This window comes from Shinella curvata, assembly GCF_022899935.1.
GTDB classification, from domain to species: domain Bacteria; phylum Pseudomonadota; class Alphaproteobacteria; order Rhizobiales; family Rhizobiaceae; genus Shinella; species Shinella curvata.
The window spans coordinates 399,563-425,753 of the sequence record NZ_JALJCJ010000005.1 but is presented as its reverse complement, the minus strand read 5'-3'; the positions used below and the strand labels follow the sequence as shown (position 1 = coordinate 425,753).

Annotated in this window: 21 protein-coding genes; 15 read left to right on the top strand and 6 right to left on the bottom strand. The window is 62.7% G+C overall.

The window, feature by feature from the left end; all coding sequences use genetic code 11:
* Nucleotide 1: 1 nt before the first annotated feature.
* Nucleotides 2–658: a TetR/AcrR family transcriptional regulator gene (locus MUU55_RS20025; RefSeq protein ID WP_244762529.1), complete on the bottom strand. Its 657-nt coding sequence runs from the start codon at nucleotides 656–658 to the stop codon at nucleotides 2–4.
* Nucleotides 659–802: 144 nt separating this feature from the next.
* Here MUU55_RS20025 and MUU55_RS20020 point away from each other — a divergent pair, with 144 nt between their 5' ends.
* A complete protein-coding gene (locus MUU55_RS20020; RefSeq protein WP_244762528.1) occupies nucleotides 803–2,008 on the top strand; it encodes an HlyD family secretion protein in 1,206 nt (401 codons plus the stop codon).
* An 83-nt stretch (nucleotides 2,009–2,091) separates the two neighbouring features.
* Nucleotides 2,092–3,684: a DHA2 family efflux MFS transporter permease subunit gene (locus MUU55_RS20015; RefSeq protein WP_244762527.1), complete on the top strand. Its 1,593-nt coding sequence runs from the start codon at nucleotides 2,092–2,094 to the stop codon at nucleotides 3,682–3,684.
* On the opposite strand, the gene MUU55_RS20010 is transcribed toward MUU55_RS20015, so the two are convergent.
* The gene (locus tag MUU55_RS20010) at nucleotides 3,685–4,563 is read right to left on the bottom strand and encodes a PhzF family phenazine biosynthesis protein (protein ID WP_244762526.1); all 879 of its coding nucleotides are present in this window, start codon (nucleotides 4,561–4,563) and stop codon (nucleotides 3,685–3,687) included.
* Between the two features lie 118 nt (nucleotides 4,564–4,681).
* On the opposite strand from MUU55_RS20010, the gene MUU55_RS20005 reads away from it, so the two are divergent.
* The 5 genes from MUU55_RS20005 to MUU55_RS19985 all read left to right on the top strand — a co-directional run bounded on the left by MUU55_RS20005 (nucleotide 4,682) and on the right by MUU55_RS19985 (nucleotide 11,563).
* A complete protein-coding gene (locus MUU55_RS20005) occupies nucleotides 4,682–5,800 on the top strand; it encodes a metallophosphoesterase (protein WP_244762525.1) in 1,119 nt (372 codons plus the stop codon).
* Between the two features lie 85 nt (nucleotides 5,801–5,885).
* Entirely contained in the window at nucleotides 5,886–6,926 is a 1,041-nt protein-coding gene (locus tag MUU55_RS20000; protein WP_244762524.1) for a LacI family DNA-binding transcriptional regulator, read from the top strand.
* Nucleotides 6,927–6,935: 9 nt separating this feature from the next.
* Entirely contained in the window at nucleotides 6,936–8,390 is a 1,455-nt protein-coding gene (gene xylB, locus MUU55_RS19995) for a xylulokinase (RefSeq protein WP_244762523.1), read from the top strand.
* A gap of 27 nt (nucleotides 8,391–8,417) precedes the next feature.
* Complete coding sequence (xylA, locus tag MUU55_RS19990; protein ID WP_244762522.1) at nucleotides 8,418–9,728, top strand: xylose isomerase; 1,311 nt, start codon at nucleotides 8,418–8,420, stop codon at nucleotides 9,726–9,728.
* A 326-nt stretch (nucleotides 9,729–10,054) separates the two neighbouring features.
* Entirely contained in the window at nucleotides 10,055–11,563 is a 1,509-nt protein-coding gene (locus tag MUU55_RS19985) for a methyl-accepting chemotaxis protein (RefSeq protein ID WP_244762521.1), read from the top strand.
* Between the two features lie 70 nt (nucleotides 11,564–11,633).
* On the opposite strand, the gene MUU55_RS19980 is transcribed toward MUU55_RS19985, so the two are convergent.
* A complete protein-coding gene (locus MUU55_RS19980; protein WP_244762520.1) occupies nucleotides 11,634–12,665 on the bottom strand; it encodes a LacI family DNA-binding transcriptional regulator in 1,032 nt (343 codons plus the stop codon).
* 207 nt (nucleotides 12,666–12,872) lie between these two features.
* On the opposite strand from MUU55_RS19980, the gene MUU55_RS19975 reads away from it, so the two are divergent.
* The 5 genes from MUU55_RS19975 (at nucleotide 12,873) to MUU55_RS19955 (ending at nucleotide 19,082) form a co-directional block, all read left to right on the top strand.
* Nucleotides 12,873–14,399, top strand: a complete 1,527-nt coding sequence (locus MUU55_RS19975) for a sugar ABC transporter ATP-binding protein (protein ID WP_244762519.1) — start codon at nucleotides 12,873–12,875, stop codon at nucleotides 14,397–14,399.
* A gap of 49 nt (nucleotides 14,400–14,448) precedes the next feature.
* Entirely contained in the window at nucleotides 14,449–15,459 is a 1,011-nt protein-coding gene (locus MUU55_RS19970) for an ABC transporter permease (RefSeq protein WP_244762518.1), read from the top strand.
* 107 nt (nucleotides 15,460–15,566) lie between these two features.
* Nucleotides 15,567–16,520 (top strand): substrate-binding domain-containing protein, encoded by a 954-nt coding sequence (locus MUU55_RS19965; RefSeq protein ID WP_244762517.1) that lies wholly within the window; start codon nucleotides 15,567–15,569, stop codon nucleotides 16,518–16,520.
* Nucleotides 16,521–16,832: 312 nt separating this feature from the next.
* Complete coding sequence (locus MUU55_RS19960; RefSeq protein ID WP_244762516.1) at nucleotides 16,833–17,885, top strand: sugar phosphate isomerase/epimerase family protein; 1,053 nt, start codon at nucleotides 16,833–16,835, stop codon at nucleotides 17,883–17,885.
* A 12-nt stretch (nucleotides 17,886–17,897) separates the two neighbouring features.
* Nucleotides 17,898–19,082: a Gfo/Idh/MocA family protein gene (locus MUU55_RS19955; RefSeq protein ID WP_244762515.1), complete on the top strand. Its 1,185-nt coding sequence runs from the start codon at nucleotides 17,898–17,900 to the stop codon at nucleotides 19,080–19,082.
* Between the two features lie 41 nt (nucleotides 19,083–19,123).
* Here the strand turns inward: MUU55_RS19955 and MUU55_RS19950 are convergent, their stop codons facing one another.
* A complete protein-coding gene (locus MUU55_RS19950) occupies nucleotides 19,124–20,014 on the bottom strand; it encodes an HD-GYP domain-containing protein (protein ID WP_244762514.1) in 891 nt (296 codons plus the stop codon).
* Nucleotides 20,015–20,218: 204 nt separating this feature from the next.
* Here MUU55_RS19950 and MUU55_RS19945 point away from each other — a divergent pair, with 204 nt between their 5' ends.
* Nucleotides 20,219–21,595 carry a GH1 family beta-glucosidase gene (locus MUU55_RS19945; RefSeq protein ID WP_244762513.1) on the top strand — a complete coding sequence of 459 codons (1,377 nt, stop codon included), beginning with the start codon at nucleotides 20,219–20,221 and terminating at the stop codon, nucleotides 21,593–21,595.
* 90 nt (nucleotides 21,596–21,685) lie between these two features.
* Nucleotides 21,686–23,878 (top strand): bifunctional diguanylate cyclase/phosphodiesterase, encoded by a 2,193-nt coding sequence (locus tag MUU55_RS19940; protein ID WP_244762512.1) that lies wholly within the window; start codon nucleotides 21,686–21,688, stop codon nucleotides 23,876–23,878.
* Here the strand turns inward: MUU55_RS19940 and trhO are convergent, their stop codons facing one another.
* Together trhO and MUU55_RS19930 are read right to left on the bottom strand one after the other, a co-directional pair.
* Nucleotides 23,879–24,826: an oxygen-dependent tRNA uridine(34) hydroxylase TrhO gene (gene trhO / locus MUU55_RS19935; protein WP_244762511.1), complete on the bottom strand. Its 948-nt coding sequence runs from the start codon at nucleotides 24,824–24,826 to the stop codon at nucleotides 23,879–23,881.
* Between the two features lie 60 nt (nucleotides 24,827–24,886).
* Nucleotides 24,887–25,372, bottom strand: a complete 486-nt coding sequence (locus tag MUU55_RS19930; RefSeq protein WP_244762510.1) for a CYTH domain-containing protein — start codon at nucleotides 25,370–25,372, stop codon at nucleotides 24,887–24,889.
* A 156-nt stretch (nucleotides 25,373–25,528) separates the two neighbouring features.
* Between MUU55_RS19930 and MUU55_RS19925 the strand changes: the two genes are divergently transcribed.
* The gene (locus tag MUU55_RS19925) at nucleotides 25,529–26,167 is read left to right on the top strand and encodes a 2-dehydro-3-deoxy-phosphogluconate aldolase (protein ID WP_244762509.1); all 639 of its coding nucleotides are present in this window, start codon (nucleotides 25,529–25,531) and stop codon (nucleotides 26,165–26,167) included.
* Nucleotides 26,168–26,191 lie beyond the last annotated feature (24 nt).

Genomic DNA, 26,191 nt, shown 5'->3' with positions numbered 1-26,191 from the left:
TCTATTTTGCGCCGTATGCCGCAAGGAAGAGGCGGATCGCCGAGGTCACGTTCTTCTCTATCACCGCTGTGGCCGGCACCTCTTCCATTGCGCCGAAGATGCGTGGCTTGAAGAGGCCGACGGTCGTGAGTTCGATGAACTGCTTGGCGGCATGCGTGGTGTCGTCGCAGGCAAGAATCCCGGCTGCGACCTGCCGGTCGAGATAGTCCTGCAACACCGAAACCGGGTTGATCGACGATGTGGAGAAAAAACGGCTACAGAGCGATGGCAGGCGGTGGTTGGCGGCAATCACCATGCGCATGGCGCGAATCGTGTGGTCGGCCGTCATATGCGCGGCAAACAGCATGCCGAATTCCCTGAGTGCCTGGTCAAGCGGCTGGCCGCCGTCGAGCGCATGACGGATCGTCTCGGTAATCCGGCGACGCTCGCGCTCGATCATGTCGCCGAACAGATCCTCTTTGTTCTCGAAGTAGACGTAGATCGTGCCTTTCGAGACGCCGGCGGCGCGCGTGATGTCGTTCATGCTGGCGGCTTCGAAGCCTTGCTCCATGAACACGCGCTTGGCTCCGTCTAGGATCTGCTCGCGCTTGGCGGGGTCTTCTCCCGCCACGCGGCGACCCGTCTGCGGAGCGGCCGATCTGTCGTCGATGATGTCCATCTGCCTTTCCGAGCCTGATATCTTGATGTGAACTATTTCGAACCGAGCGGTTCGATTTCACTTGATATGCGGGATAAAGAGGTCTATGTCAAATCGAACCGAACGGTTCAGTTCAATTCTACCCCAGAGAATGGTGGCATGCGCATGTCGACTTCCCATGGTGCCGGCACGGCGAAGGTTCGCCCGGTCAACGACGATTTCCAGGCTGAGACGTCAGAGGCAAAGCCGGCGACGACCGCCGAGGCGGCCGCGCCCGCCGCTGCCGTATCCGAGCCCGAAAAGAAGAAGGGTGGCCGCCGCTTCATGCTGCCGGTCGTCGGCCTGGCGCTGCTTTCCGCTGCCGGCTGGTATGGCTACCAGTGGTGGACGCATGGCCGCTTCATGATCTCGACGGACGACGCCTATATCGAAGGCGACATCGCCTCCATCTCGCCGAAGGTTTCTGGCTATGTCGCGGCAGTGAATGTCGTTGCCAACCAAGCGGTTAAGGCCGGTGATCCGCTGGTCACGCTCGATGATGGCGACTACGTGCTTGCCCGCGAGCAGGCGGAAGCCCAGATCGCCACGCAGAAGCTTGCTCTTCACCGCATCGACGCGCAGATCGACGGCGCCAAGGCAAGCCTTGCCCAGGCCGAGGCGCAGAAGACCGCCTACCAGGCGGCGCTGAGCGGCGCCCAGGTCGCGGAAAGGCGCGCCAAGGAACTGGCGGCAAAGGAAGTGGGCACGACCGCCTCGCTCGACAGCGCCACGGTTGCGCTCGACCAGGCCAAGGCCAATCTCGTCGGCGCGGATGCCAATATCGTTTCCGCCAAGGCGAGCATCGCGGTGCTTCAGGCGCAGCGCGCCGAATCAGACAGCGGCATCCGCACGCTGGAACTCGCCCGCGACAAGGCGGTCCGCGATCTCGGCTTCACCGTGCTGAAGGCGCCCTATGACGGTGTCGTCGGCAATATTTCCGTCCAGGTCGGCGATCTCGTTTCGGCCGGCGGACGCCTTGCAGCGCTCGTTCCGGTGAAGGACCTCTATATCGAGGCGAACTTCAAGGAAACGCAGATCGCGCATCTCGTGCCCGGCTCGAAGGTGCACCTGCATGTCGATGCCTACGAGGACGACGATATCCTTGGCACGGTCGAGTCCATCGCGCCGGCCTCCGGCTCGGTCTTCTCGCTGCTGCCGGCGGAAAACGCCACGGGCAACTTCACCAAGGTCACGCAGCGTGTGCCGGTTCGCATCGCCCTTCCCAAGGATGTGCTCGATACCGGCAAGCTGCGTGCCGGCCTCAGTGTCGTCGTCGATGTCGATAGCCGCACGGCGCCGGACGGCACGGCGGTGGCCGCCAAGGCCGAGTAGATATCTGACGGATCGTTTTGACTGCATCCCGCGGCCGGGCGTCATTGCCTGGCTGCAATGCTTCCAGCAAAGGAACGCGGGCCATGGCCGCGACCGCTCAACCGACGGCAGGTGGCTTGATAGCCGCGCCTGTCCAGGCCGACAAAGTTCCCGTCCGCCGTGTCATCGCCTTCTTCGCGATGGTCTTCGGCATGTTCATGTCGATCCTCGATATCCAGATCGTCTCCGCCTCGCTTTCGGAAATCCAGGCCGGCCTCGGCGCCGGCGCGGACGAGATCGCCTGGGTGCAGACCTCCTATCTGATCGCCGAAGTGATCATGATCCCGCTGTCGGGCACGCTGGCGCGGATCGTCTCGACGCGTATCCTGTTCAGCTTCTCCGCCGCAGGCTTCACCCTGGCCAGCGCGCTTGCCGCGACCGCGACGAATATCGACCAGATGATCGTCTACCGCGCCATCCAGGGCTTCATCGGCGGCGGCATGATCCCCTCCGTCTTCGCGGCGGCCTTCACCATCTTCCCGCCCTCCAAGCGCTCCGTGGTCTCACCGATGATCGGCCTCGTCGCGACGCTGGCGCCGACCATCGGTCCGACCGTCGGCGGCTATCTCAGCCATGCCTTCTCCTGGCACTGGCTGTTCCTCGTCAACATCATCCCCGGCATCATCGTTACGGTCCTGACCTTCAATCTGATCGATTTCGACAAGCCGGAGTTCAATTTGATCAAGCGTTTCGACTGGTGGGGCCTCATATCGATGGCGGTCTTCCTCGGCTCGCTGGAATACGTGCTGGAAGAAGGCAACAACAAGGACTGGTTCAGCGACGAGCATATCGTGCTCGGTTCCGTCGCGGTGGTCATCGGCGCGACCGTGTTCTTCTGGCGGGCCTTCAAGGTGCCGTTCCCCGTTGTGGACCTGCGTGCCTTCGCCAACCGGAATTTCGCCTTCGGCTCGATCTTCTCCTTCGTGATGGGCATCGGTCTCTATGGCCTCACCTATCTCTACCCGCTCTATCTCGCCCGCATCCGTGGCTACGATTCACTGATGATCGGCGAGACCATGTTCGTTTCGGGTCTCGCCATGTTCCTGACGGCGCCGATTGCCGGCATGATGTCGTCCAGACTCGATCCGCGCGTCATGATGATGATGGGTTTCGGCGGTTTCGCGCTCGGCACATGGTCGATGACGCAGATGACGGCCGACTGGGATTTTTACGAATTGCTGGTGCCGCAGATCCTGCGCGGCGTCTCGCTGATGATCTGCATGGTGCCGATCAATAACGTGGCGCTCGGCACGCTGCCGCCCGATCGAATCCGAAACGCGTCCGGCCTCTTCAATCTGACGCGCAACCTCGGCGGTGCGGTGGGTCTGGCGGTCATCAACACGATCCTCACCCAGCGCACGCAGGAACACTATCTGCGCCTGTCCGAGCATGTTCAGTGGGGCAATCCCGAGGCAGTCGAGCAGCTCAACAATATGGCTGCAAACTTCACCGCCCATGGCCTCGACGGGCCGACGATCGCGATAAAGAAGATGGCCGGCATGGTGCAGCAGCAGGCCTACATCCTCTCCTTCATCGATATCTTCCTGCTGCTGACAGGCTTGTTTGCAACGCTCGTCGTCTGCGCGCTGGCGATCCGCAAGCCGCAGGCGGCCGTTGGCGGCGGCGGAGGCCACTGATCAGACGCTAATCGTGCCACTCATGACGGGCACGCAGGCGCCGCCGATGCGTACCGTGCCATCGGCATCGACCTCGACGGCGAGCAGGCTCGGCCGCCCCATATCGATGCCCTGCGCCACCGCGAAGCGGCGCGGGGCGCGGCCTGCCAGTTTGGTCATCAGCGCGCAGGTCGCCGCCGTGGCGCTTCCCGTCGCCGGGTCTTCCGGCAGGCCATCGAAGGGCGCGAACATGCGGGCTGTGAAATCCACTACGCCATCCTCCTCCGACAGGTCCCGGCAATAGAGATAGATCGCGTCGGCATGGTCCGTCGGCAGGATGGCGGAGAAGGCCGCCATGTCCGCCTTGGCACGCCGCAGGGCATCGCGTGTCGCGATCTCCACGACGATGAAGCCGAGGCCGACGGAGGCGATGCAGGGCTGGTGTGCGGCAAGCGCGATATCCGCCTCATCAAGCGACAGGCAGGCCGCGACGCTGGCCGGCGTGAAGGTTTTTCCGATGCTCAGCGGCTGCGGCGCGGTCAATTGCACCGCGTCGACCTCGCCATCGATCCGCAGGATTTTCGCCCGCACGAGACCGGCTGCCTCCTCGAAGACGAACTCCTCCGCCGCATCGTCGGCCAGCGCCAATGCATAGGCCGTGCCGACATTGGGATGGCCGGCGAAGGGCACTTCGACGGTTGGCGTGAAGATGCGCACGTGGGCCGTGTGGGCCTCGTTCTTCGGGCGCAGCACGAAGGTCGTTTCGGAGTAATTGAATTCGCGGGCGATGGTCTGCATCTCTGCGTCCGTCAGGCGATCCGCATCGAGCACCACGGCCAGCGGATTGCCGCCGAAGCGGGTCCGGGTGAAGACGTCAAGCGTGTGATAGGTGAGTTTCATCGGGGGCCTCCGTCACCATTTTGGTAGCAAGTCCACCCTCACCCCTCAAGCGGCGCTGTACCTCGGCGTCATCCTGATTCAGAATGTGGTCCTCTGTTCTTTTCATCGGAGCGTCCGCATGCCCTTCCGTCCCGCGCGCCGCCATTTTCTTATCGGAGCGGGTGGCCTCGGCCTGTCATTCGCTTTGCCGCGGCTTTCGGCGATCGCGCAAGGCGCGCGTCCCATGACGGATGCGACCTTCCTGTTCTCCTGCGACGTGCATGCCTGCCTCGTCTCGGCCGATAGCCTGAGCCCGAACTGCGCGGCAGAGGGCAAGACGGATGCGGCGCTGCTGCGGCATGTGGCGGCGCTGAATTCGGTCGGCGATCTCACCTGGCCGGTCGCGATCGGCGGCAAGCCATCGGGTCTCGCCAGTGCCGGCACGCAGATTGCGCCGCCGCTCGGCCTCGTGCTCGGCGGCGACATGACGGATGATGGCGGCGGGCAGGTGAAGGTGCCGGGGGAGGGGCGGCAGCTGCAGCAATTCGCCAGCCGTTACCAGCAGGGCACAGGGCCCGACCGCGTGCACTATCCCGTCTATAACGGCCTCGGCAATCACGATCTCGACCAGGACGGCGTCGCGCCGCATATCGACTGGTACCGGCGCGAACTGCGCGACTATGTCGAGCTGAATCATCGCTCCACCGTGTTCTACAAGGCGCCCGTGCCGGCAGGAAATTACGATATCGATTCCGACAATTATTCCTGGGACTGGGGCGGCCTGCATCTCGTGCAGCTCCAGCGCTTCGGCGGCGACGACACGAAACATGCCATCAGCGGCCTTGCCTGGCTGAAGCAGGATCTTGCAGATGCCGCGGCCGACGGTCGCCCCGTCGTGCTGTTCCAGCACTATGGCTGGGACCAGTTCTCCACCGAGCATTGGGATCCCACGGCGAAGACGTTCGATCCGCACGGGGCCGGTCCTGCCCATTGGTGGACGGATGCGGAGCGTGCGGCCCTGCTCGATGTGCTCAAGGGCTACAATGTCATCGGTATCTTCCATGGCCATGAGCACCCGACTCCGATGATCTACAACGGCGCGGGCCATGACATCTTCAAGCCCGTCGCCGCCTTCCTCGGTGGTTTCGCACTGGTGCGCGTGACGGACGGTTTTCTGGATGTCGCGCTTGCGCAAGCCGATGAAACTTCTGGCGAAATCACCTTCACAAACGCCTTCAGCAAACGCCTCTCCGGCTGAGAAAATCCATGCCGGAAACGGCGTCCGCAAATTTCTGATTTACGTACATCAAAAATTCCTCTAAGGGTCTCGGCACGGAGGAGAGATGAGACCCACAGTCCATGACATTGCTGCGGAAGCGGGCGTGAGCCTTGCCACCGTCGATCGTGTCTTGAACGATCGGCCGGGTGTGCGCGGCGTCACCAAGGCCAAGGTCGAGGCGGCGATCGCATCACTCGGCTATGTGCGCGATGTCGCGGCGGCCAACCTCGCGAAGAGCCGTGTCTACCCGCTCGTCTTCATTCTGCCCGAGGGTGACAACCCCTTCATGCGCGGCCTGGAAGCGGAGGTGCGTCGCGCCGGCCTGCATTCCGCCATCGAGCGCACCCGCCTGTCCGTCGTGACGGTTCCGGCTTTCGATGCGGCAGCACTGGCGGACGCGATGGATGCAGCCATCGCCGAAGGCGTTTCAGGTATCGCCGCTGTTGCTGTCGATGCCCTCGAGGTTTTTGCCGCGATCGACCGTGCGCGGGAGGCGGGCGTTCCGGTCGTTACCCTGGTCTCCGACCTCTCTGGCTCGGGCCGCGATCATTTCATCGGTGTCGACAACATTGCTGCCGGCCGCACCGCCGGCAGCCTGATGGGCCGTTTCCTCGGTAATCGGCCGGGGCGGGTGGCCGTGCTCGCCGGCTCGATGCGCGTGCGCGACCATGGAGAGCGCCTCGAAGGTTTTCTCGCTGCCATGTCTGCCATGCCGAACGCTCGCGCCATCCTGCCCGTACTCGAAGGCCAGGACGATCCGGACCTGTCTTTCAAACTGATCGCCGATTGCCTCGCGGCCGTGCCCGACCTCGCCGGCATCTACAATCTCGGCGCCGGCAACCGTGGCCTGCTGAAGGCGCTCGCGGTGCGCGGCACGGGTCTTTGCGTGATCGTGCACGAGCTCACCGGCGAGACCCGTGGCGCGCTTGAAAGCGGGGTCATCGACGCCGTGCTCAACCAGGATGCCGGCCACGAGGTGCGCAGCGCCATTCGCGTGCTGCGCGCCAAGGCGGATGGCCTGTCGGTCAATGCCGCGCAGGAGCGCATCCGCCTCGACATCTTCATCAAGGACAACCTTCCGCCGGCTGGTCCGGACGAGGAATAGGAGAGCCACATGTATCTCGGGATCGACTTGGGCACGTCGGGCGTCAAGGCCATGCTCATCGATGGCGACCAGAATGTCATCGGCTCGGCGACCGGCAAGGAGGTCGCCACCGCGCGCCCGCATGCCGGCTGGTCCGAACAGGACCCGGCCGACTGGATCCGCGCGACGGAAGAAGCGATTGCCGGCCTGCGCGCCGCCCATCCGGCAGCCCTTGCGGCGGTGCGCGGCATCGGTCTTTCCGGCCATATGCATGGTGCGACCCTGCTCGATGCCGAGGACAAGGTGCTGCGTCCCTGCATCATGTGGAACGACACGCGCAGCCATCGCGAGGCGGCAAGCCTCGATGCCGATCCGCGCTTCCGCAAGATCACCGGCAACATCGTCTTTCCCGGCTTTACCGCGCCGAAACTTTCCTGGGTGAAGAACAACGAGCCGGATGTCTTCGCGAAAGTCCGCTGGGTCCTGCTGCCGAAGGACTTCTTGCGCGTCTGGCTGACCGGCGAGCATCTGTCGGAAATGTCGGATTCCGCCGGCACCTCCTGGCTCGATACCGGTGCCCGCAAATGGTCGGCCGACCTTCTCGCTGCGACGGATCTCGAAGACCGCCAGATGCCGGGGCTGGTTGAAGGCACGGATGCCGCCGGCATACTTCGTTCTGAGCTTGCTGCTCGGTGGGGCCTCGGCGAGGGCGTCGTCGTGGCTGGCGGGGCGGGCGACAATGCCGCCTCGGCCTGCGGCATGGGCACGGTGCGCGAGGGTGCGGCTTTCGTGTCGCTCGGCACGTCGGGCGTGCTGTTTGCCGCCAATGCTAGCTACCTGCCGAACCCGGAAAGTGCGGTCCATGCCTTCTGCCACGCACTGCCCGCCACCTGGCACCAGATGGGCGTCATTCTCTCCGCGACCGATGCCCTGAACTGGCATTCGCGCGTCACCGGCGCCTCCGCCGCCGACCTGACGAAAGAACTGGGCGAGACGCTGCAGGCGCCCTCCGGCATTACTTTCCTGCCCTATCTCTCCGGCGAGCGCACGCCGCACAATGATGCCGCGATCCGCGGCGCGTTCCTCGGGCTTGGCCATGAGAGCAGCCGCGTGGTGCTGACCCAGGCCGTGCTGGAGGGCGTGTCCTTCGCCATCCGCGACAGCCTCGAAGCCCTGAAATCCGCCGGCACCAGGCTTTCGCGCGTCACGGCGATCGGTGGTGGCTCGCGCTCGCGCTACTGGCTGAAATCCATTGCCACGGCGCTCGGCCTTCCCGTCGATCTTCCGGCGGATGGCGATTTCGGCGCGGCTTTCGGTGCCGCCCGCCTCGGCCTCATCGCGGCGACCGGCGCCGACCCCGTCGCGGTCTGCACGGCACCCAAAACGGCCGAGACCATCGATCCCGAGGCGGCGCTCGGCGCTGCCTATGAGGATGCCTATCAGCGCTACCGCCGGCTCTATCCGGCCATCCGCGCCGCCTACTGACCTTAAAACATTTCAAGAGGAGACATCATGGCTACCGGCTTTTTCGGCGATATCGCCAAGATCAAATATGAAGGTCCCGACAGCACCAATCCGCTGGCCTTCCGCCACTACAATCCCGACGAGATCGTCGCGGGAAAACGCATGGAAGATCACCTGCGCTTTGCCGTTGCCTATTGGCACACCTTCGTCTGGCCGGGCGGCGATCCCTTCGGCGGCCAGACCTTCGAGCGCCCGTGGTTCGAGGACTCGATGCAGGCGGCGAAGTTGAAGGCCGATGTCGCCTTCGAATTCTTCCAGCTGCTCGGCGTGCCCTTCTACTGCTTCCACGACGCGGATGTGCGCCCCGAGGGCAAGGACTTCGTCGAGAACACGAAGAACCTCAACGAGATCGTCGACTATTTCGCCAAGAAGCAGGCAGACACCGGCGTGAAGCTGCTCTGGGGCACGGCGAACCTCTTCTCCAACCGCCGCTATATGGGCGGTGCGGCGACCAATCCCGATCCCGACGTCTTTGCCTTTGCCGCCGCGACGGTGAAGACCTGCATGGACGCCACGCACCGCCTCGGCGGCGACAACTACGTGCTGTGGGGTGGCCGCGAGGGCTACGAGACGCTGCTCAACACCAATCTCGGCCAGGAGCTCGACCAGCTCGGCCGCTTCGTCAACATGGTTGTTGAATACAAGCACAAGATCGGCTTCAAGGGCGCGATCCTGATCGAGCCCAAGCCGCAGGAACCGACCAAGCACCAGTACGACTATGACGTCGCAACGGTCTTCGGCTTCCTCAAGAAGTACGGCCTGGAAAACGAGGTGAAGGTCAATATCGAGCAGGGCCATGCGATCCTGGCCGGCCATTCCTTCGAGCACGAGTTGGCGCTGGCCAATGCGCTCGGCATCTTCGGTTCCATCGACATGAACCGCAACGATTACCAGTCCGGCTGGGATACCGATCAGTTCCCCAACAACGTGCCGGAAATGGCGCTGGCCTTCTATCAGGTTCTTTCCGGCGGTGGCTTCACCACGGGCGGTACGAACTTCGATGCGAAGCTGCGCCGCCAGTCGATCGATCCGGAAGACCTGCTGATCGGTCACATCGGCGGCATGGATTGCTGCGCGCGCGGCGTGAAGGCCGCGGCGAAGATGATCGAGGACAAGGCCCTGTCCGGCCCGCTCGCGGATCGTTATGCCGGCTGGCAGTCCCCGGAAGCGAAGAACGTCCTTTCGGGTGGCTCGTCGCTGGAGGCACTGGAGGCCTATGTGCTGAACCACGGCGTTAATCCGAAGCCGCGCTCGGGCAAGCAGGAATTCCTGGAAAACGTGGTCAACCGCTACGTCTGATCCCTGCCGCTATCAGCTGAAGATCGAAGGGCGCCCTTGCGGCGCCCTTTGTTTTTGGAGCTGGAGAGTTTTGCCTCACGTAAGGTAAGTTTATCTTATGATTATATTTAAAGGTAATGATTTTAAATGATGTAGTTTATAGCAATACGTCCGCATTGCCGGATATTTTGATTCAAAATTATCGTTCGTCAATTTCGATACAAGTATTGTCGCCTTCGCTATAGTCTTTGTTTACTATCAAATGCAGAAAATCACGACAAACCGGAAGCCGGCCTCGTGATTCGGGACTTGGCGCCAGTTGCCCTCCGCAGCAAAGGAATTTTCGGATGTCGGCACACGATAGCAAGACCCAGCAGCTCAACGAACGTCTCCAGTTCGTCAATTTCGACACGGCCCAGCGCGCGGCGCTGAAGAATGCCCTGCCGACCATCTCCGCTTCGCTCGACGGCGCGCTCGATACCTTCTACGCAAAGGCCCGCGCGACGCCCGAGACGGCCCGGTTCTTTGCCAGCGAGGCGCATATCCAGAGCGCCAAGGGACGGCAGGTCAAACATTGGGAAGTGATCGGCTCGGCAACTTTTGACACACACTATGTTGATGCTGTCACCACGATCGGCAAGACCCATGCCCGCCTTGGTCTCGAGCCACGCTGGTATATCGGCGGCTATGCGCTGATCCTCGAGGCGATCGTCGAAAGTGTCATCGCCAAGCATCTCGAAGGGTTTCTCTACCGCAAGAAAGCGGCGGCGATTAGCGATGAAATCACCGCCATCGTGAAGGCTGCGCTGGTCGATATGGACTACGCGATCTCGGTCTATCTAGAGGCTCTTCAGGACGAACGTGAGAAAGCGGAGGCCGAGCGGCGGGTTCGCAACGCCGAGCAGCAGGAGGCGCTGAGCGCGCTCGACACCTCGCTCAACCGGCTTGCCGGCGGCGATCTCACCGCCTCCATCGCCCAGCCCCTCGCGCCGCAGTTCGAACGGCTGCGTTCCAATTTCAATGCCGCCATCGAGAAACTGGACGACACGCTCGGCTCCATCGTGACGGCGGCAGAAGATGCTGCCGGCAATTCCGGCGAACTGGTCAATGCCACCGACGACATGGCCAGGCGCACCGAGCAGCAGGCTGCGTCACTCGAAGAGACCGCGGCGGCCGTCGAGGAGATCACCACCATTTCCCGCGAGGCGGCGATCCGGGCAGAAGAAGCCCGCCGCGTCGTCGGTAGTGCGACGGAAGAGGCCAAGCGCTCCGGCCAGATCGTTGAACAGGCCGTCACCGCCATGGGGGCGATCCAGGAATCTTCGGGCAAGATCACCCAGATCATCGGCGTGATCGACCAAATCTCCTTCCAGACCAACCTTCTCGCGCTCAATGCCGGCGTCGAGGCGGCGCGGGCGGGCGAGGCCGGCAAGGGCTTTGCCGTCGTGGCGCAGGAGGTTCGCGAACTCGCCCAGAAATCAGCGGAAGCGGCCAAGGAGATCAAGTCGCTGATCGACAAGTCCTTCGAGGATGTGCAGCTCGGCGTATCCCTGGTCCACAAAACCGGCGAGGCGCTGCATCACATCGGCGAGCAGGTGGTGTTTATCAATGCGCATATCGACGCCATGAGCAATTCCGCCCGCGAACAGTCGGCCGGCATTTCCGAGATCAACACGGCGGTCGGCAGCATGGACCAGATGACCCAGCAGAATGCCGCGATGGTCGAGGAAACCAATGCGGCGACGCACAATCTGATGCAGATCAGCACGACGCTGAAGGGGCTGGCCGACCGGTTCACCGTCTCGGCGGCACGCGTGCAGCGCACGGCGAAGCTGGCGTATCGCCGCTACGGCTAAAAATGCTCTAGGTTTTTGTTTTTGCCGCATTATCCGACGCCGAAGCGACCTCGCTTCGGCTGGAAATGCTCTAGCGGCGCACGAAGCGCCGCGCCGGAGCCGATACAGAGTTGCGCACGATCAGGTCCGGCCGAAGCAGGATTTCCGTTTCGGCCGGTTCGTTGTTGGACAGCAGCTCGAAGAGCAGCGCCATGGCGCTCTTGCCGATGGCGGTGCGCGGCTGGCGGATCGTCGTCAGCGACGGCGTCATGAAGCTCGCCTGCGGCACGTCGTCGAAACCGGTCACGGAAAAATCGGTCGGGATATCATAGCCGCGCGCGCCAAGCCCGATCATCACGCCGATGGCGGTCTGGTCGTTGACGCACATGAAGGCGCTCGGCAGCGTGTCGCGCATGAAAAGCTGTTCAAGCGCAAGGCGGCCGCTTTCGATCGTTCCGTCGCCTTCCAGGATGATACGATCGCCGACCGGTACGCCGGCGGCATCCAGCCCGGCGTCATAGCCCTGCCGGCGGCGGCTATAGGCAAGCCGTGTGCGCGAATCACCGATGAAGGCGATCTTGCGGTGTCCCTCAGCGATCAGAAGATCAACGGCCTTGCGCGCACCCTCGATATCGTCGACGCCGACATAGGGGATGCCGCCATTATAGACCGGCTCGAAAACGCCGACGCTGGGCGGTAGGCGCGCGGTCATGCTCTGGTGGCCGAAGGGCAGGATGCCGGTGAACAGGATGAGGCCGGCCGCCTGGTTGGAATTGAGGAATTTCAGATATTCCAGCCCGCGCTGCGGATCGTTCTGCGTGTGGCCGATAAGGATGCCGTAGCCATGCGCGCGTGCCTCGTTTTCCAGGCCGACGAGGATGTTGGAGAAGTTGGGATCGCCGATATCGGGGGCGACGACCAGAATCATGTTCGAGCGACCGAGCCTCAGGCTGCGCGCCATGGCATTGGTCGTGTAGCCGGTGATGGCGATTGCCTGATTGACCTTCAGCCGCGTCGAGTTCGCCACTTTTTCGGGCGTGTGGATGGCCCGCGATACGGTCGCGATCGACACCTGCGCGATGCGCGCGACGTCCTCGATCGTGGCGGGGCTGGATGACGACAAACTGGCTCTCACTCGGCGGTGCAATACCAGTCTGGCGATCTGGGATTGCTGAAATCAAACGAAGTGCGGGGACACTACACAGACTGGACCGGCGGTCAAACGGCGCTTGCTGAAAATTCCTGATATCCCATGATGTAAACCTTTACATAGATCGTGTAAAGGTTTACATCATGCTCAAGCGGTCGAGGAGCCGCAGGGAGGAAATCGATGAATCCGGACGCTGCAGACGGGGCTCCCGTCGTTCTTTCCGCGCGCCGTATCAGCAAGTCGTTCAACGGCGTGCAGGTCCTGTTCAGCGTCAATTTCGAGCTTCGCGCCGGCGAAATCCATGCGCTGATGGGCGAGAATGGCGCGGGCAAGTCGACGCTGGTGAAAATCCTCTCGGGCTTCGAGCAGCCGACCTCGGGCGAGATCCTGCTGGACGGCAAGTCCGTCAAGTTGCCGCCGAACGGCCAGGCCGAGCATCTCGGCATCGTCATCATCCACCAGGAATTCAACCTTGCTGAGCACCTGACCGTCACCGAGAGCCTGTTCCTCGGTCGTGAGGTCACGCGTTTCGGCGTGCTCGACCGCAAATTCATGCGCGCCGAAACGCGCCGCGTTCTCGACCAGCTCGGTTCGCATGTCGATGAAAATGCGATGATCAGTTCGCTCTCCATCGCCGACAAGCAGATGGTGGAGATCGCCAAGGCGATCAGCCGCGATGCGCGCATAATCTTCATGGACGAGCCGACCGCTGTGCTCTCCCGCGAAGAAACCAACTACCTCTTCCGCCAGGTGCGCAAGCTGCGCGAAAACGGCACGTCCTTCGTCTTCGTCTCGCACAAGCTGGACGAGGTGATGGAGCTGACCGACCGCGTCACCGTGCTGCGCGACGGGCAATGGGTAAAGACCGCGCCGACCAGCATTCTCGACGGTGAATCCATCGCACAGCTGATGGTCGGTCGTGAGTTGTCGAGCCTCTATCCCGGCAAGCAGGAGCCGAGCATCGATGAAGAGGTGACGCTCGCCGTCGCCGGGCTGACGACGCATTATGTGCAGGATGCGAGCTTCGAGGTGCGCAAGGGCGAAATCCTCGGCTTTTCCGGCCTGATCGGTTCGGGCCGCACGGAGTTGATGGAAGCGGTCGCGGGCCTGCGTTCTCGCGCATCGGGCGAGGTCACGGTGCGCGGTGAAAGTGTGCCGGCCGGCGACGTGCATGCCGCCAACCGCGTCGGCATCGCCTATATGACCAAGGACCGCAAGCACAAGGGACTGCTGCTCAATTCGCGCATGACAGCGAACCTCACGCTGCAATCGCTCGGCAAACACGGCCAGTACGGTTATCTCAGCCCGAAAAGCGAGGCCGAGTCGCTGGAGCGCGCGCGCCGGCGCTTCGATATCCGCGTGCGGGACGGCCGTGTCGTCGCTGGCCGCATGTCGGGCGGCAACCAGCAGAAACTGCTGCTCGCCAAGGTCATGGAGACCGAACCCGACGTCATCATCATCGACGAGCCGACGCGCGGCATCGATGTCGGCACCAAGCAGCAGATCTACCATTTCATCTCGGCGCTCGCCCGCGACGGCAAATCGATCATCGTCGTCTCCTCGGAGATGCCGGAGATCATCGGCCTGTGCACTCGCGTCGCCGTGATGCGCGAAGGGCGGATCGTCGGCATTCTCGAAGGCGAGGAAATCTCCGAACAGGAGATCATGCGCTATTCGGCAGGCCTGAAGAAAAAGACCGCTGCCTGAGCCCATCGGCCGGCAGCATAAGAACAACGCATTCACGTCGGGGACGAACATGACGGCAAGCGAAGACGCGGTCGAAAGCAAGGGCAGGGGCCGCAGTTGGCGGGATGTCGATCTGAGAGCCGTCGCGCCCTTTGCGGCGCTGGCGCTGCTTCTCATCGTCGGCGCACTGGTGAACCCCAATTTCATCGGCATCACCAATCTGGCGAACGTGGCAACACGCAGCGCCTTCATCGCCATCGTCGCGGTCGGCGCCACCTTCGTCATCTCGTCGGGCGATCTTGACCTGTCCGTCGGCTCGATGGTCGCCTTCGTCGCCTCGATCATGATCCTCTTCATGAATTCCGGCGCCATTGCCGATCCTTCGCTCATGCTGACGGCGGCCATTGCGCTGACGATCGTCATCGGCGCCGGCTGCGGGCTGCTGAATGGTCTCATCACCACGGTCGGCAAGATCGAGCCGTTCATCGCCACGCTCGGCACGATGGGCATCTATCGCGGCCTGACCACCTGGCTTTCCCAGGGCGGCGCGATCACGTTGCGCGAGCCGGAATTGCAGACGCTCTATCGCCCGGCCTATTTCGGCACCCTGTTCGGCGTGCCGATCCCGATTGTCGTCATTTTCGCCGTCACCATCGTCGCCGCCTTCGTTCTCTATCGCACGCGCTACGGCCGCCATGTCGTCGCGGTCGGCTCGAACAGTGATGTCGCGCGCTATTCCGGCATTCCGGTCAACCGCGTGCGCACCATCGCCTTCGTCATCCAGGGCCTGTGCGTCGCCATCGCCGTGCTGCTTTATGTGCCGCGCCTCGGCTCCACTTCGGCCACCACCGGCATTCTCTGGGAGTTGCAGGCGATCACCGCGGTCGTCGTCGGCGGCACGGCGCTGAAGGGCGGGGCGGGCCGCGTCTGGGGCACGATCTGCGGCGCCTTCATTCTCGAATTGGTAGGCAACATCATGCTGCTATCCAACTTCATCAGCGAATACCTGATCGGGGCCATCCAGGGCGCGATCATCATTATTGCGATGCTCGTCCAGCGCTCGCTGGTGCGGAAGTCGTAAAGCCAAGCGGGTCCGGCTCCGTGTAAGGGGTCGGATCTGCGAGGGGAATAGCCGGGTTTTACGGGTCGCCCGGCCACGAAGCGAGACCTGATTTTGGGAGGAAACTCATGCGCAAGAAACTACTCGGCCTGACGGTTGCGGCATTCTCCGTCGTTGCCGGCTTTGCCCACGCACAGGAAGAGAAGAAGGTGACGATCGGCGTCTCCATCCCGGCCGCTAGCCATGGCTGGACGGCGGGCGTGATCTATCATGCCGAGCGCGTCGCCAAGCAGCTGATGGCAAGCCATCCGGGCCTCAACGTTATCGTCAAGACCTCGCCGGATCCGGCAAGTCAGGCGAATGCCGTGCAGGACCTTGCAACGCAGGGCATCGACGCACTCGTCATCCTGCCGACCGATCCGGATCCGCTGGTCAACGCCATCAAGGAAATCAAGGACAAGGGTACGTTCGTCTCGCTCGTCGACCGCGCACCGAGCGTCAACGACAATTCCGTGCGTGACCTCTATGTCGCCGGCAACAACTTCGCGCTTGGCCAGACGGCCGGCGAATACATCAAGACCACGACGCCGGAAGCCGAGGTCGTCGTTATCCGCGGCATGCCGATCCCGATCGACCAGGAACGCCAGAACGGCTTCGACAAGGGTATCGAAGGCTCCGGCGTCAAGGTTCTCGACCGCCAGTACGGCAACTGGAACCGCGACGACGCCTTCAAGGTCATGCAGGACTACCTGACCAAGTACCAGAAGATCGACGTCGTATGGTGCCAGGACGACGACATGGCCGTCGGCGTTCTCCAGGCCATCGAACAGGCCGGCCGTACGGACATCCAGTATGTCGTCGCCGGTGCCGGCTCGAAGGACATGATCAAGAAGGTCATGGACGGCGACAAGATGATCCCGGTCGACGTGCTCTATCCGCCGGCAATGGTCGGCACCGCGCTCGAAATGACCGCCGCCAACTTCTATGGCCAGGTTCCGGTCCGCGGCGTCTACACGATCGACGCCACGCTGGTGACGAAGGACAACGCGAAGGACTTCTACTTCCCGGATTCCCCGTTCTGATCTGACGACATCAAGGCCGCCCGGGACATGATGACCCGGGCGGTTCGCCATGACCATGCCCCCCACCCACCGCCGTCATCCTCGGGCTTGAACCGGGGATTCATGCCGCGGGTAGGGGCGTGGATGGTCGGGTCAAGCCCGACCATGACGAAGGAGAAGTGGGAACGCTGCCTCTTCATTCAATTCCATTTTACCGAATTTGACATTGCTCGCCCCACCAAAGGCCGCTAGCTTTCACGCGTTGCGGTACGTACCGCAAAAATATCCGAGACTGGCCGCGAGGATGGCCGTTTCCATGGGAGGACGTCACACATGAAGACGATCAAGGGCCCGGCCCTGTTTCTTGCACAGTTCGCGGGCGATGCCGCGCCGTTCAATTCCTGGGAGTCGATTACCAAATGGGCCGCCGATATCGGCTACAGGGGCGTGCAGGTCCCAAGCTGGGATGCGCGCTTCATCGACCTGAAGAAAGCCGCGGAATCCAAGACCTATTGCGATGAATTCGCCGGCAAGGCGCGTGAAAACGGCGTCGAGGTTACCGAACTCTCGACCCACCTTCAGGGTCAGCTCGTCGCCGTGCATCCCGCCTATGACGAGGCCTTCAACGGCTTTGCGGCGCCCGAAGTGCGCGGCAATCCGAAGGCGCGGCAGGAATGGGCCGTGGAACAGGTGAAGATGGCGCTGACCGCCTCCAGGCATCTGGGCCTCGATGCCATGGCAAGCTTCTCCGGTGCGCTCGCCTGGCCCTTCGTCTATCCTTGGCCGCAGCGGCCGGCCGGCCTCGTTGAGACTGCTTTCGATGAGCTTGCCAAGCGCTGGAAGCCGATCCTCGACCATGCCGAGGAGAACGGCGTCGATATCTGCTACGAAATCCATCCGGGTGAGGACCTGCACGACGGCATCACCTACGAGATGTTCCTGGAGCGCACCGGCAACCATGCCCGCGCCTGCATGCTCTACGATCCCTCGCACTATGTCCTCCAGTGCCTAGACTATCTCGACAATATCGACATCTACAAGGACCGCATCCGCATGTTCCATGTGAAGGATGCCGAGTTCAACCCGACGGGCCGGCAGGGCGTCTATGGCGGCTATCAGGGCTGGGTGAACCGCGCGGGCCGCTTCCGTTCGCTGGGCGACGGCCAGGTCGATTTCGGCGCCGTCTTCTCCAAGATGGCCGCCAACGACTTTGCCGGCTGGGCTGTGGTCGAATGGGAATGCGCGCTGAAGCACCCGGAAGACGGCGCCCGCGAGGGTGCGGAGTTCGTCAAGGCGCACATCATCCGCGTGACGGAAAAGGCGTTCGACGATTTTGCCGATGCCGGCACGGATGACGCCGCCAATCGGCGCATGCTTGGGCTCTAGGGAGGAATATCAATGGCAATCGAAGGAAGCGCAAGCGAAACGCGGGAACGGCGGATCCGGCTCGGCATGGTCGGCGGCGGCTCCGGCGCCTTCATCGGCGCGGTGCACCGCATCGCCGCCCGTCTCGACGATCACTATGAGCTCGTCGCAGGCGCGCTCTCGTCCTCGCCGGAAAAGGCCGAGCAGTCGGCGCGTGAACTCGGGCTCGATCCGTCGCGCAGCTATGGCAGCTTCAAGGAAATGGCGATCCGCGAGGCCAAGCTGAAGAACGGCATCGAGGCCGTGGCGATCGTAACGCCGAACCATGTGCATTACGAGGCCGCCAAGGAGTTCCTGAAACGCGGCATCCATGTCATCTGCGACAAGCCGCTGACCTCGACGTTGCCGGATGCACGCAAGCTGAAGAAGCTCGCCGAGGAAAGCGATGCGCTCTTCGTTTTGACGCACAACTACACCGGCTATCCCATGGTCCGGCAGGCGCGCGAGATGGTCGCCAATGGCGAGCTCGGCACGATCCGTCTCGTGCAGATGGAATATCCGCAGGACTGGCTGACGGAAGATATCGAGTCGAGCGGCCAGAAACAGGCCGCTTGGCGGACGGATCCCAGCAAGTCGGGCGCGGGCGGATCCACCGGCGACATCGGCACGCATGCCTACAATCTCGGTTGCTTCGTCTCGGGTCTGGAACTGGAAGAGCTGTCGGCCGATCTCGACAGCTTCGTGCCGGGTCGCAAGCTCGATGACAACGCTCATGTTATGATGCGCTTCAAGGAGAAGGACGGCGCGCGCGCCAAGGGCATGCTCTGGTGCAGCCAGGTCGCGCCCGGCCATGAGAACGGTCTCAAGGTGCGCGTCTATGGCACCAAGGGTGGCCTCGAATGGGTGCAGGCCGATCCGAACTATCTCTGGTACACGCCCTTCGGCGAGCCGAAGCGCCTGATCACCCGCAACGGTGCCGGCTCGGGCGCTGCTGCCGCCCGTGTCAGCCGCGTGCCCTCGGGCCATCCGGAAGGCTATCTCGAAGGCTTTGCCAATATCTATTCGGAAGCCGCACGCGCCATCTATGCCAAGCGCAACGGTGCGAAGGCCGATCCGGCGATTGTCTATCCGACGGTCGATGATGGCCTCAAGGGCATGCTCTTCGTGGACGCCTGTGTGCAGTCGTCGAAGAAGAACGGCGCCTGGGTCAAGGTCTGAGGCACTCAGAACATCGGCCGTCGCTCAAAGCGGCGGCCGAACTACTCGAAAATACTGCCGAGGCGGAGCACCAGCTTCTTGTCGAAGAGGTGGCCGCGATCGAACATCCAGTTGAGCGCATCGCGTGTCGTCCAGGCGCGCTTGTAGGGACGGGCGCTTGTCAGGGCCTCGAAGACGTCACAGACGGTGGCAACGCGGATTTCCTGGCTCAGCTGGTCCGCCTTCAGACCAAGCGGATAACCGCTGCCGTCGAGTACTTCATGATGAAACCGCGTAATGTCGAGCGTCAATGGCGACATGGTGCCGAGGTCTTTCAGCAGCCGGTAGCCGATTTCGGGGTGGCCGCGCACGAGGTTCTTCTCTGCGGCCTCCAATTGACCGGTTTTGTTGAGAATGGCGTTCGGCACCATCAGTTTGCCGACATCATGCAGAAGCCCGGCGACGCCGAGTTCGCGGACTGTTGCGTCCTCATAGTCGAGCAGCCGCGCAAGGCGCATCATCAATGCGCTGACGGCGAGCGAATGCACATAGGTGCCTTCGTCCTTGGACTTCAGGCGCGTGACCTTCAGAAAGATTTCCGGGGAGGCATCGATGCGGTCGGAAATCTCGTCGGCGAGTGGTCCCAGTGTCTCGACCTGCAGATCGCCTGAGCGGACGGCGGCAAAACTGTCGCGCAGCATGCTGGCGCCCTGGGCAACGGTCTCCTGCGTGCGTTTTTGCTCTTCCACTGCAAGGGTGGCATCCGCATCGATGTTGATCGTGCTGCGTTGCGGGTTTATTAGGGCGTAGGCGGCGGAAGTGGCAAGAATAGCGCGCACCGTTTCATCGGTTTGCACGAGAAAACGCCGGTGAGAAAACTCGGCATTCGGGCATTCCACCGATTCGATGAACATGCCTTTACGCACGAGATGCTTGGGAATTCTCCGTACCACGTTTAAGTCCTCGTCCCACCGATGGATATTTTGCAGGAATAAAACCTAACCTTTGTTTAAGCATCGTCTGTTTTGCCGCATTTCTTTTGATCACGTGCAAACTGCCGACAACGACGGCAGGGCATTGATTTTTGCCACTCAGCCCCTTACTGCAACGTTGCAGTTAGCGCGTGAATTTCCCGATCGAGACCCGAGAGACGCACCATGATGGACCCCAAGACCCTTTCCGACCGGTTTCCCGGCGATTTCGTGTTTGGCGTGGCCACCGCCGCCTTCCAGATCGAGGGGGCATCGAAACTGGATGGCCGCAAGCCGTCGATCTGGGATGCCTTCTCCAACATGCCGGGCCGGGTCTATGGCCGGCACAATGGGGATGTGGCCTGCGATCACTACAATCGCCTCGATGAAGATCTCGACCTCATAAAGTCGCTCGGCGTCGAGGCCTATCGGTTCTCGATCGCCTGGCCGCGCATCATCCCCGAGGGCACCGGGCCTGTGAACGAAAAAGGGCTGGATTTCTACGACCGGCTCGTCGATGGCCTCAAGGCGCGCGGCATCAAGGCCTTCGCGACGCTTTACCACTGGGACCTGCCGCTGATGCTGGCCGGTGACGGCGGCTGGACGGCGCGGCAAACGGCCTATGCCTTCCAGCGTTATGCCAAGACGGTCACTGCCCGGCTCGGCGACCGGCTGGATGCCGTGGCGACCTTCAACGAGCCCTGGTGCTCCGTCTGGCTAAGCCACCTCTACGGCATCCATGCACCGGGCGAGCGCAGCATGGATGCGGCCTTGCATGCGCTGCATTTCACCAATCTCGCGCATGGCCTCGGCGTTGCGGCCATTCGCTCCGAGCGGCCGGATCTGCCCGTCGGCCTCGTGCTGAATGCGCATTCCGTCTATGCCGGCAGCGACAGCGCGGCCGATCAGGACGCTGCCGCCCGTGCTTTCGATTTCCACAACGGGGTGTTTTTTGGGCCGGTCTTCAAGGGGGAATACCCCGAACGCTTCCTTTCGGCGCTCGGTCACCGCATGCCGGAGATCGAGCCAGGCGACATGGAGACGATCGCCCAGCCGCTCGACTGGTGGGGCCTGAACTACTATACGCCGATGCGTGTGGCACACGATCCCGCCGAAGGCGTGGATTTTCCGGCAATGCAGCCTGCGCCGCCGGTTGTGGATATCAAGACGGATATTGGCTGGGAGGTTTTTGCACCCGCGCTCGGCGATCTCATCCGCAAGCTCAACGCGGACTACACGCTGCCCGATTGCTACATCACGGAAAACGGCGCCTGCTACAATATGGGCATTGAGGGCGGCGTGGTCGACGACCAGCCGCGCCTCGACTACATCGCCGACCATCTCGGCATCACGGCGGACCTGATCGGCGAGGGCTATCCCATGCGCGGCTACTTCGCGTGGAGCCTCATGGACAATTTCGAATGGGCGGAAGGCTACAGGATGCGCTTCGGCATCGTGCATGTCGACTACGACACGCAGGTACGCACGGTGAAGAAGAGCGGCCATTGGTATGGTGAACTCGCCGCCCTTTTCCCGAAGGGAAATCACAAGCTGGCTGAATAGGCGGTGCCCAAGACCGCTTGTATTGGCATGAAAGCCGTAAAGGATTCATAACGCTTCTGCCGCATCATCCTCTTCTGGTCGGAGAACCTGATGCGGCGGCTTGCGCACCATCTTTCTGGCATGCTCGGCGCCCGGCGGCTCGCAGTCGTTCTTGGCGTGCTCGGCGCGTTCGCGGTCGTCGTCAGCCTTGCCACCGTGCTGGTCATGATGGCATTGGGTTTCCTCGCCAACCGGGCAAACGAACTGGACGAGGAGCGCACGCGCCAGACCGTGTTCGGCGCTCTCTCCTCCATGCGCAACGCCATCGTGACCACCGCACGGGATTACTCCGTCTGGGACGACGCAGTCGAGGGCGTCTACGGCACGCCCGACATGCCATGGCTCGTCACCAATTTCGGCCTTGCCACCGAAGGCGGGCCGCTGTTCGATACCGTCTTCCTCGTCGATGAGACGGGCGGCACGATGCTGGCCTATCGTAATGGCGAACCCTTCGACATGGATGCCGGAACGTTCGGCGGGGCGGCTTTCGAGGCCATGCGTCGGGAGGTGGTGGAAGCGGGACTAACGCCGGGCAAGGAACTCGGTGCTTTCCTTCGCACATCGAAAGGCCCTGCTGTCGCCGCCATTTCCGCCATTCGGCCCGCCTCCGAAGCCGCCGAGGTACCGGAACATGGCCTGCGCACGCTGTTCATCTTGCGGCACCTGACGCCCGCCCGTATCTCGAAGATATCGGAAAATTTCCTCGTATCCGGTCTTATCCTCACGGAGAGTGCGCCGGCTGTCGGTGAAGCCGTCGCCCTCAATGCCCCAGACGGGCAACCGCTCGGTTACCTCTCCTGGACACCGGAAGCGCCTGGCGACAAGAGCTATGACAAGGTTCGCCCGCTCGTGCTTCTGGCGCTTGCCGTCGTGGTTGTCTTCTTCGCGCTGCTGGTGCTGACAGGGGCGATCTTCGCAGTCCGGCTCAAGGCGGATGAGAACAGCGCACGCATGCAGGCGCTGACCGACCGGCTGAGCGGACTTCGCAACCGTACCGGCCTCTATCTCGGCCTCGATGAGCTGAACGCGCGCGCTATCGCCGAAACGCGTGACGTCCTGATGCTCTATCTCGACCTCGATGGTTTCAAGGACGTCAATGACTTCTATGGCCATGCGGTCGGCGACCGGCTTATTCGCGGCGTTTCGGCCGGCCTGTCCCGTCTCGTGCCTGATGACGCCATGCTCGCCCGCATCGGTGGCGATGAATTCGCCATCGTGTTCCTTGCCGGCGCTGACGGTGTCGAAACGGAATGTTTGACGCGCGCGCTTCTCGATTTTTTTACCGAACCCTTCGTTATCGGCGAGCGCGTCGCCATTGTCGGCGCAAGTATCGGAATTGCTGTTTCGCACCGGGGCGTGGTTGCCGGCGAAGAGCTGCTCAGGCGCGCCGATGTCGCCATGTATCGCGCCAAACATGCCGGCCGCGGCCGCGCCATGCATTATGAAGCCTTGATGGATGACGACCGCGACCTGCGGCGCGAAATGGAGGAGGCGCTCAGGGCGGCGGTGGCGCGCGGCGAGATCGATGTGGTCTATCAGCCGATCGTCCGCGCCCGTGGGCGGGATATTTGCGGCGTCGAGGCACTGGCCCGCTGGACGCGCGATGGCCAGCCCGTGCCGCCGGATGTCTTCATTCCGCTGGCGGAGGCGACGGGCATCATCGATGCGCTCGGCCCGCTCATTCTGAAACGGGCCTGCGAGGCGGCGCGGCAATGGCCGGATCTCGGCATTTCGATCAATGTCTCGCCGGCGCAGTTCCGCAACCCCTATTTTCCGGATCAGGCCCTCGCGATCATCTCGGAAGCCGGCATCGATCCCGCGCGTATCACGCTCGAAATCACCGAAGGCTACTTCATCCAGAATCCTGGCCGGGCGAAGCTTGTCATGGACCGTTTGAAGGCGGGCGGCGTGCGCATCGCGCTCGACGATTTCGGCGCCGGCTTCTCGTCGATCGGTTATCTCATCCGCTTCGGTTTCGATCGCATGAAGATCGATCGTTCGCTCACCATGGCCGGGCAGCAATCGATCAAGGGCGGCGCGATGCTGCAGGCGACGGTGGCGCTCGCCGCATCCTTCGACATGCCCGTCACGGCCGAGGGCGTGGAGACAGCCGAGCAGGCGGCCTTCCTGCATCTATGCGGATGCGACCAGCTCCAAGGCTATTTCTACGGCCGGCCGATGAGCGAAAAGGCGATCTGCGACCTCATCGCCCCGCCGGCTGCTTCCCAAAGCATCGCCGGCTGATTATTTGCCGAGGTGGCGTTCGCCGCGCTGTTTTGCCAGGTCCATCTGCTTCTGCCGCTGGCGAAAGCGCATGCGATCTTCTTCGCTGCGGGTTGCATGGCAATGCGCGCAGGATACGCCCGCCTCGTAGAGCGGGGACGCGATCTCTTCCGCCGTCAGCGGGTGGCGGCAGGCACGGCAGAGCTTGAGATCGCCTTCTTCAAGGCCATGCAGCACGGAGACGCGTTCGTCGAAGACGAAGCAGGCGCCTTCCCAGAGGCTGTCCTCCGGCGGCACCTCCTCGAGGTACTTCAGGATTCCGCCCTTGAGGTGATAGACCTCCTCGAAACCTTCTTCCTTCATGAACGCCGTCGCCTTTTCGCAGCGGATGCCACCGGTGCAGTACATGGCGATCTTCGGCTTGTTGTGCAGGCCGGTATTGTTGCGCACCCAGTCCGGAAACTCGCGGAAGGTCTTGGTGTTCGGATCGACCGCACCCTTGAAGATGCCGATCGCCGTCTCGTAGTCGTTGCGCGTATCGATGACGATCGTGTCGGGATCGGAGATCAGCGCGTTCCAGTCCTGCGGATCGACATAGGTGCCGACGGAGCGCGTGGGGTCGATATCCTCGACGCCCATCGTGACGATCTCCTTCTTGAGCCGCACCTTCATGCGCAGGAAAGGCATGGCGCTGGCATGGCTTTCCTTGTGCTCCAGGCCGGCGAATTCCGGCTGGCTGCGCAGGAAGGAAAGCACGGCGCGGATGCCGGCGGCCGGGCCGGCGATCGTGCCGTTGATGCCCTCATGGGCGAGCAGCAGCGTGCCGCGCACGCCGTTTTCCTCGCAGAGCGCCTGCAAGGGGTCACGCAGTTCCGCAAAGCGCTGAACCGAGACGAAATGGTAGAGCGCGGCAACCAGAAAGCCGTCATTCGCCGCCGGCGAAGAAATCTCGTGTGCGATGTCTGTCATGGGGTGGCCACATACAGCTTTCGCGCTTTTCAGGCAATGCGGCGCAAAAGCACGCTACCTCTACGCCAGCTGGTGCAGCCGTGCGCTGTCGCTGGTGCCAAGCGCCATCGACTGGTTGGAATATTGGCTTTCGCCTGTGACCTCGCGGCCGACCCAATTTGGCAGTTCTGGATCGTCGTGAATGGAGGTCAGCTCCACTTCCGCAATCACCAGGCCGCGATGGGCGCCGCTGTAGACATCGACCTCCCAGACATAGCCTTCGTGCGGCACCTTGTAGCGCACCTTCTCGATGATCGTGCCGACGGCGTGCCGCAGCATATCCTCGGCTTCATCGCGGTCGATCTCGACCTCATACTCGTCGCGAACCAGCGCGGTATGGCCGACTTTGATGGTGAGGCGGGCGCGCCCGTCGCCATAGATACGGACGCGAAGCGACCGATCGTCCTGGGCCACGATATAGGCTTGCCTTATGGCGACGCCTTCGTTTGCGAAGGTGCGCCATCGCTGGCCCGACACCAGGAACTTACGCTCGATCTCTTTAGCCATAGGCTCGCTTTCGCTGTCTCTGAGATGGGCTTGGGCGAGGGGCAGACTACACGATACGTGTGTCATGACAAGTCCATGAATCAGGCTTAAGCCTCGACACAAGGTCGCAGACGCGCTATGTCGAGCGAAATTCAATCGTTTTAAAAGGTCCGTGCCATGAGCGAGAAGAACGCCAAGCTCCTTTCCGTCCTGAAGCTGCAGCCAGTGGTGCCGGTGCTGGTCATCGACGACCTCAAGACGGCCGTGCCGCTTGCGCGGGCACTGGTGGCCGGTGGCCTCAAGGCGATCGAAATCACGCTGCGCACGCCCGCGGCTCTCGAAGCGATCCGCGCGGTTGCCAATGAAGTCGAGGGCGCCGTCGCCGGTGCCGGTACGATCCTCAATGCCGCACAGTTCGAAGCTGCCGTCGAGGCAGGCTCGCAGTTCATCGTCAGCCCAGGCACGACGCAGGAGCTGATCGATGCCGCCGCCGATTCCGACATCCCGTTGCTGCCGGGCGCGGCCACCGCGAGCGAAGTCATGGGCCTGCGCGAAGAGGGGTATCAGGTGCTAAAGTTCTTCCCGGCCGAACAGGCTGGTGGGGCCGCCTACCTGAAGTCGCTGTCTTCGCCGCTCGCCGGCACGCTGTTCTGCCCGACCGGCGGTATTTCGCTGTCGAATGCCCGCGACTATCTCTCGCTGCCGAACGTTGTCTGCGTCGGCGGCTCCTGGGTTGCGCCCAAGGACCTCGTCGCCAAGGGCGATTGGGCGGGCATCGAGAAGCTCGCTGCCGAAGCAGCTGCCCTCAAGGGCTGAGCAAGGTTCAGCGGATTTGTAGAC

Bases quoted from the DNA above. Each gene is read 5' to 3' on its own strand.
- MUU55_RS19945 (WP_244762513.1), top strand. From the start codon at position 20,219: ATGATGGACCCCAAGACCCTTTCCGACCGGTTTCCCGGCGATTTCGTG.
- xylA (WP_244762522.1), top strand. From the start codon at position 8,418: ATGGCTACCGGCTTTTTCGGCGATATCGCCAAGATCAAATATGAAGGT.
- trhO (WP_244762511.1), bottom strand. From the start codon at position 24,826: ATGACAGACATCGCACACGAGATTTCTTCGCCGGCGGCGAATGACGGC.
- MUU55_RS19985 (WP_244762521.1), top strand. From the start codon at position 10,055: ATGTCGGCACACGATAGCAAGACCCAGCAGCTCAACGAACGTCTCCAG.
- MUU55_RS20010 (WP_244762526.1), bottom strand. From the start codon at position 4,563: ATGAAACTCACCTATCACACGCTTGACGTCTTCACCCGGACCCGCTTC.
- MUU55_RS19975 (WP_244762519.1), top strand. From the start codon at position 12,873: ATGAATCCGGACGCTGCAGACGGGGCTCCCGTCGTTCTTTCCGCGCGC.
- MUU55_RS19930 (WP_244762510.1), bottom strand. From the start codon at position 25,372: ATGGCTAAAGAGATCGAGCGTAAGTTCCTGGTGTCGGGCCAGCGATGG.
- MUU55_RS19970 (WP_244762518.1), top strand. From the start codon at position 14,449: ATGACGGCAAGCGAAGACGCGGTCGAAAGCAAGGGCAGGGGCCGCAGT.
- MUU55_RS20005 (WP_244762525.1), top strand. From the start codon at position 4,682: ATGCCCTTCCGTCCCGCGCGCCGCCATTTTCTTATCGGAGCGGGTGGC.
- MUU55_RS20000 (WP_244762524.1), top strand. From the start codon at position 5,886: ATGAGACCCACAGTCCATGACATTGCTGCGGAAGCGGGCGTGAGCCTT.
- xylB (WP_244762523.1), top strand. From the start codon at position 6,936: ATGTATCTCGGGATCGACTTGGGCACGTCGGGCGTCAAGGCCATGCTC.
- MUU55_RS19940 (WP_244762512.1), top strand. From the start codon at position 21,686: ATGCGGCGGCTTGCGCACCATCTTTCTGGCATGCTCGGCGCCCGGCGG.
- MUU55_RS20020 (WP_244762528.1), top strand. From the start codon at position 803: ATGTCGACTTCCCATGGTGCCGGCACGGCGAAGGTTCGCCCGGTCAAC.
- MUU55_RS20015 (WP_244762527.1), top strand. From the start codon at position 2,092: ATGGCCGCGACCGCTCAACCGACGGCAGGTGGCTTGATAGCCGCGCCT.
- MUU55_RS19965 (WP_244762517.1), top strand. From the start codon at position 15,567: ATGCGCAAGAAACTACTCGGCCTGACGGTTGCGGCATTCTCCGTCGTT.
- MUU55_RS20025 (WP_244762529.1), bottom strand. From the start codon at position 658: ATGGACATCATCGACGACAGATCGGCCGCTCCGCAGACGGGTCGCCGC.
- MUU55_RS19925 (WP_244762509.1), top strand. From the start codon at position 25,529: ATGAGCGAGAAGAACGCCAAGCTCCTTTCCGTCCTGAAGCTGCAGCCA.
- MUU55_RS19960 (WP_244762516.1), top strand. From the start codon at position 16,833: ATGAAGACGATCAAGGGCCCGGCCCTGTTTCTTGCACAGTTCGCGGGC.
- MUU55_RS19955 (WP_244762515.1), top strand. From the start codon at position 17,898: ATGGCAATCGAAGGAAGCGCAAGCGAAACGCGGGAACGGCGGATCCGG.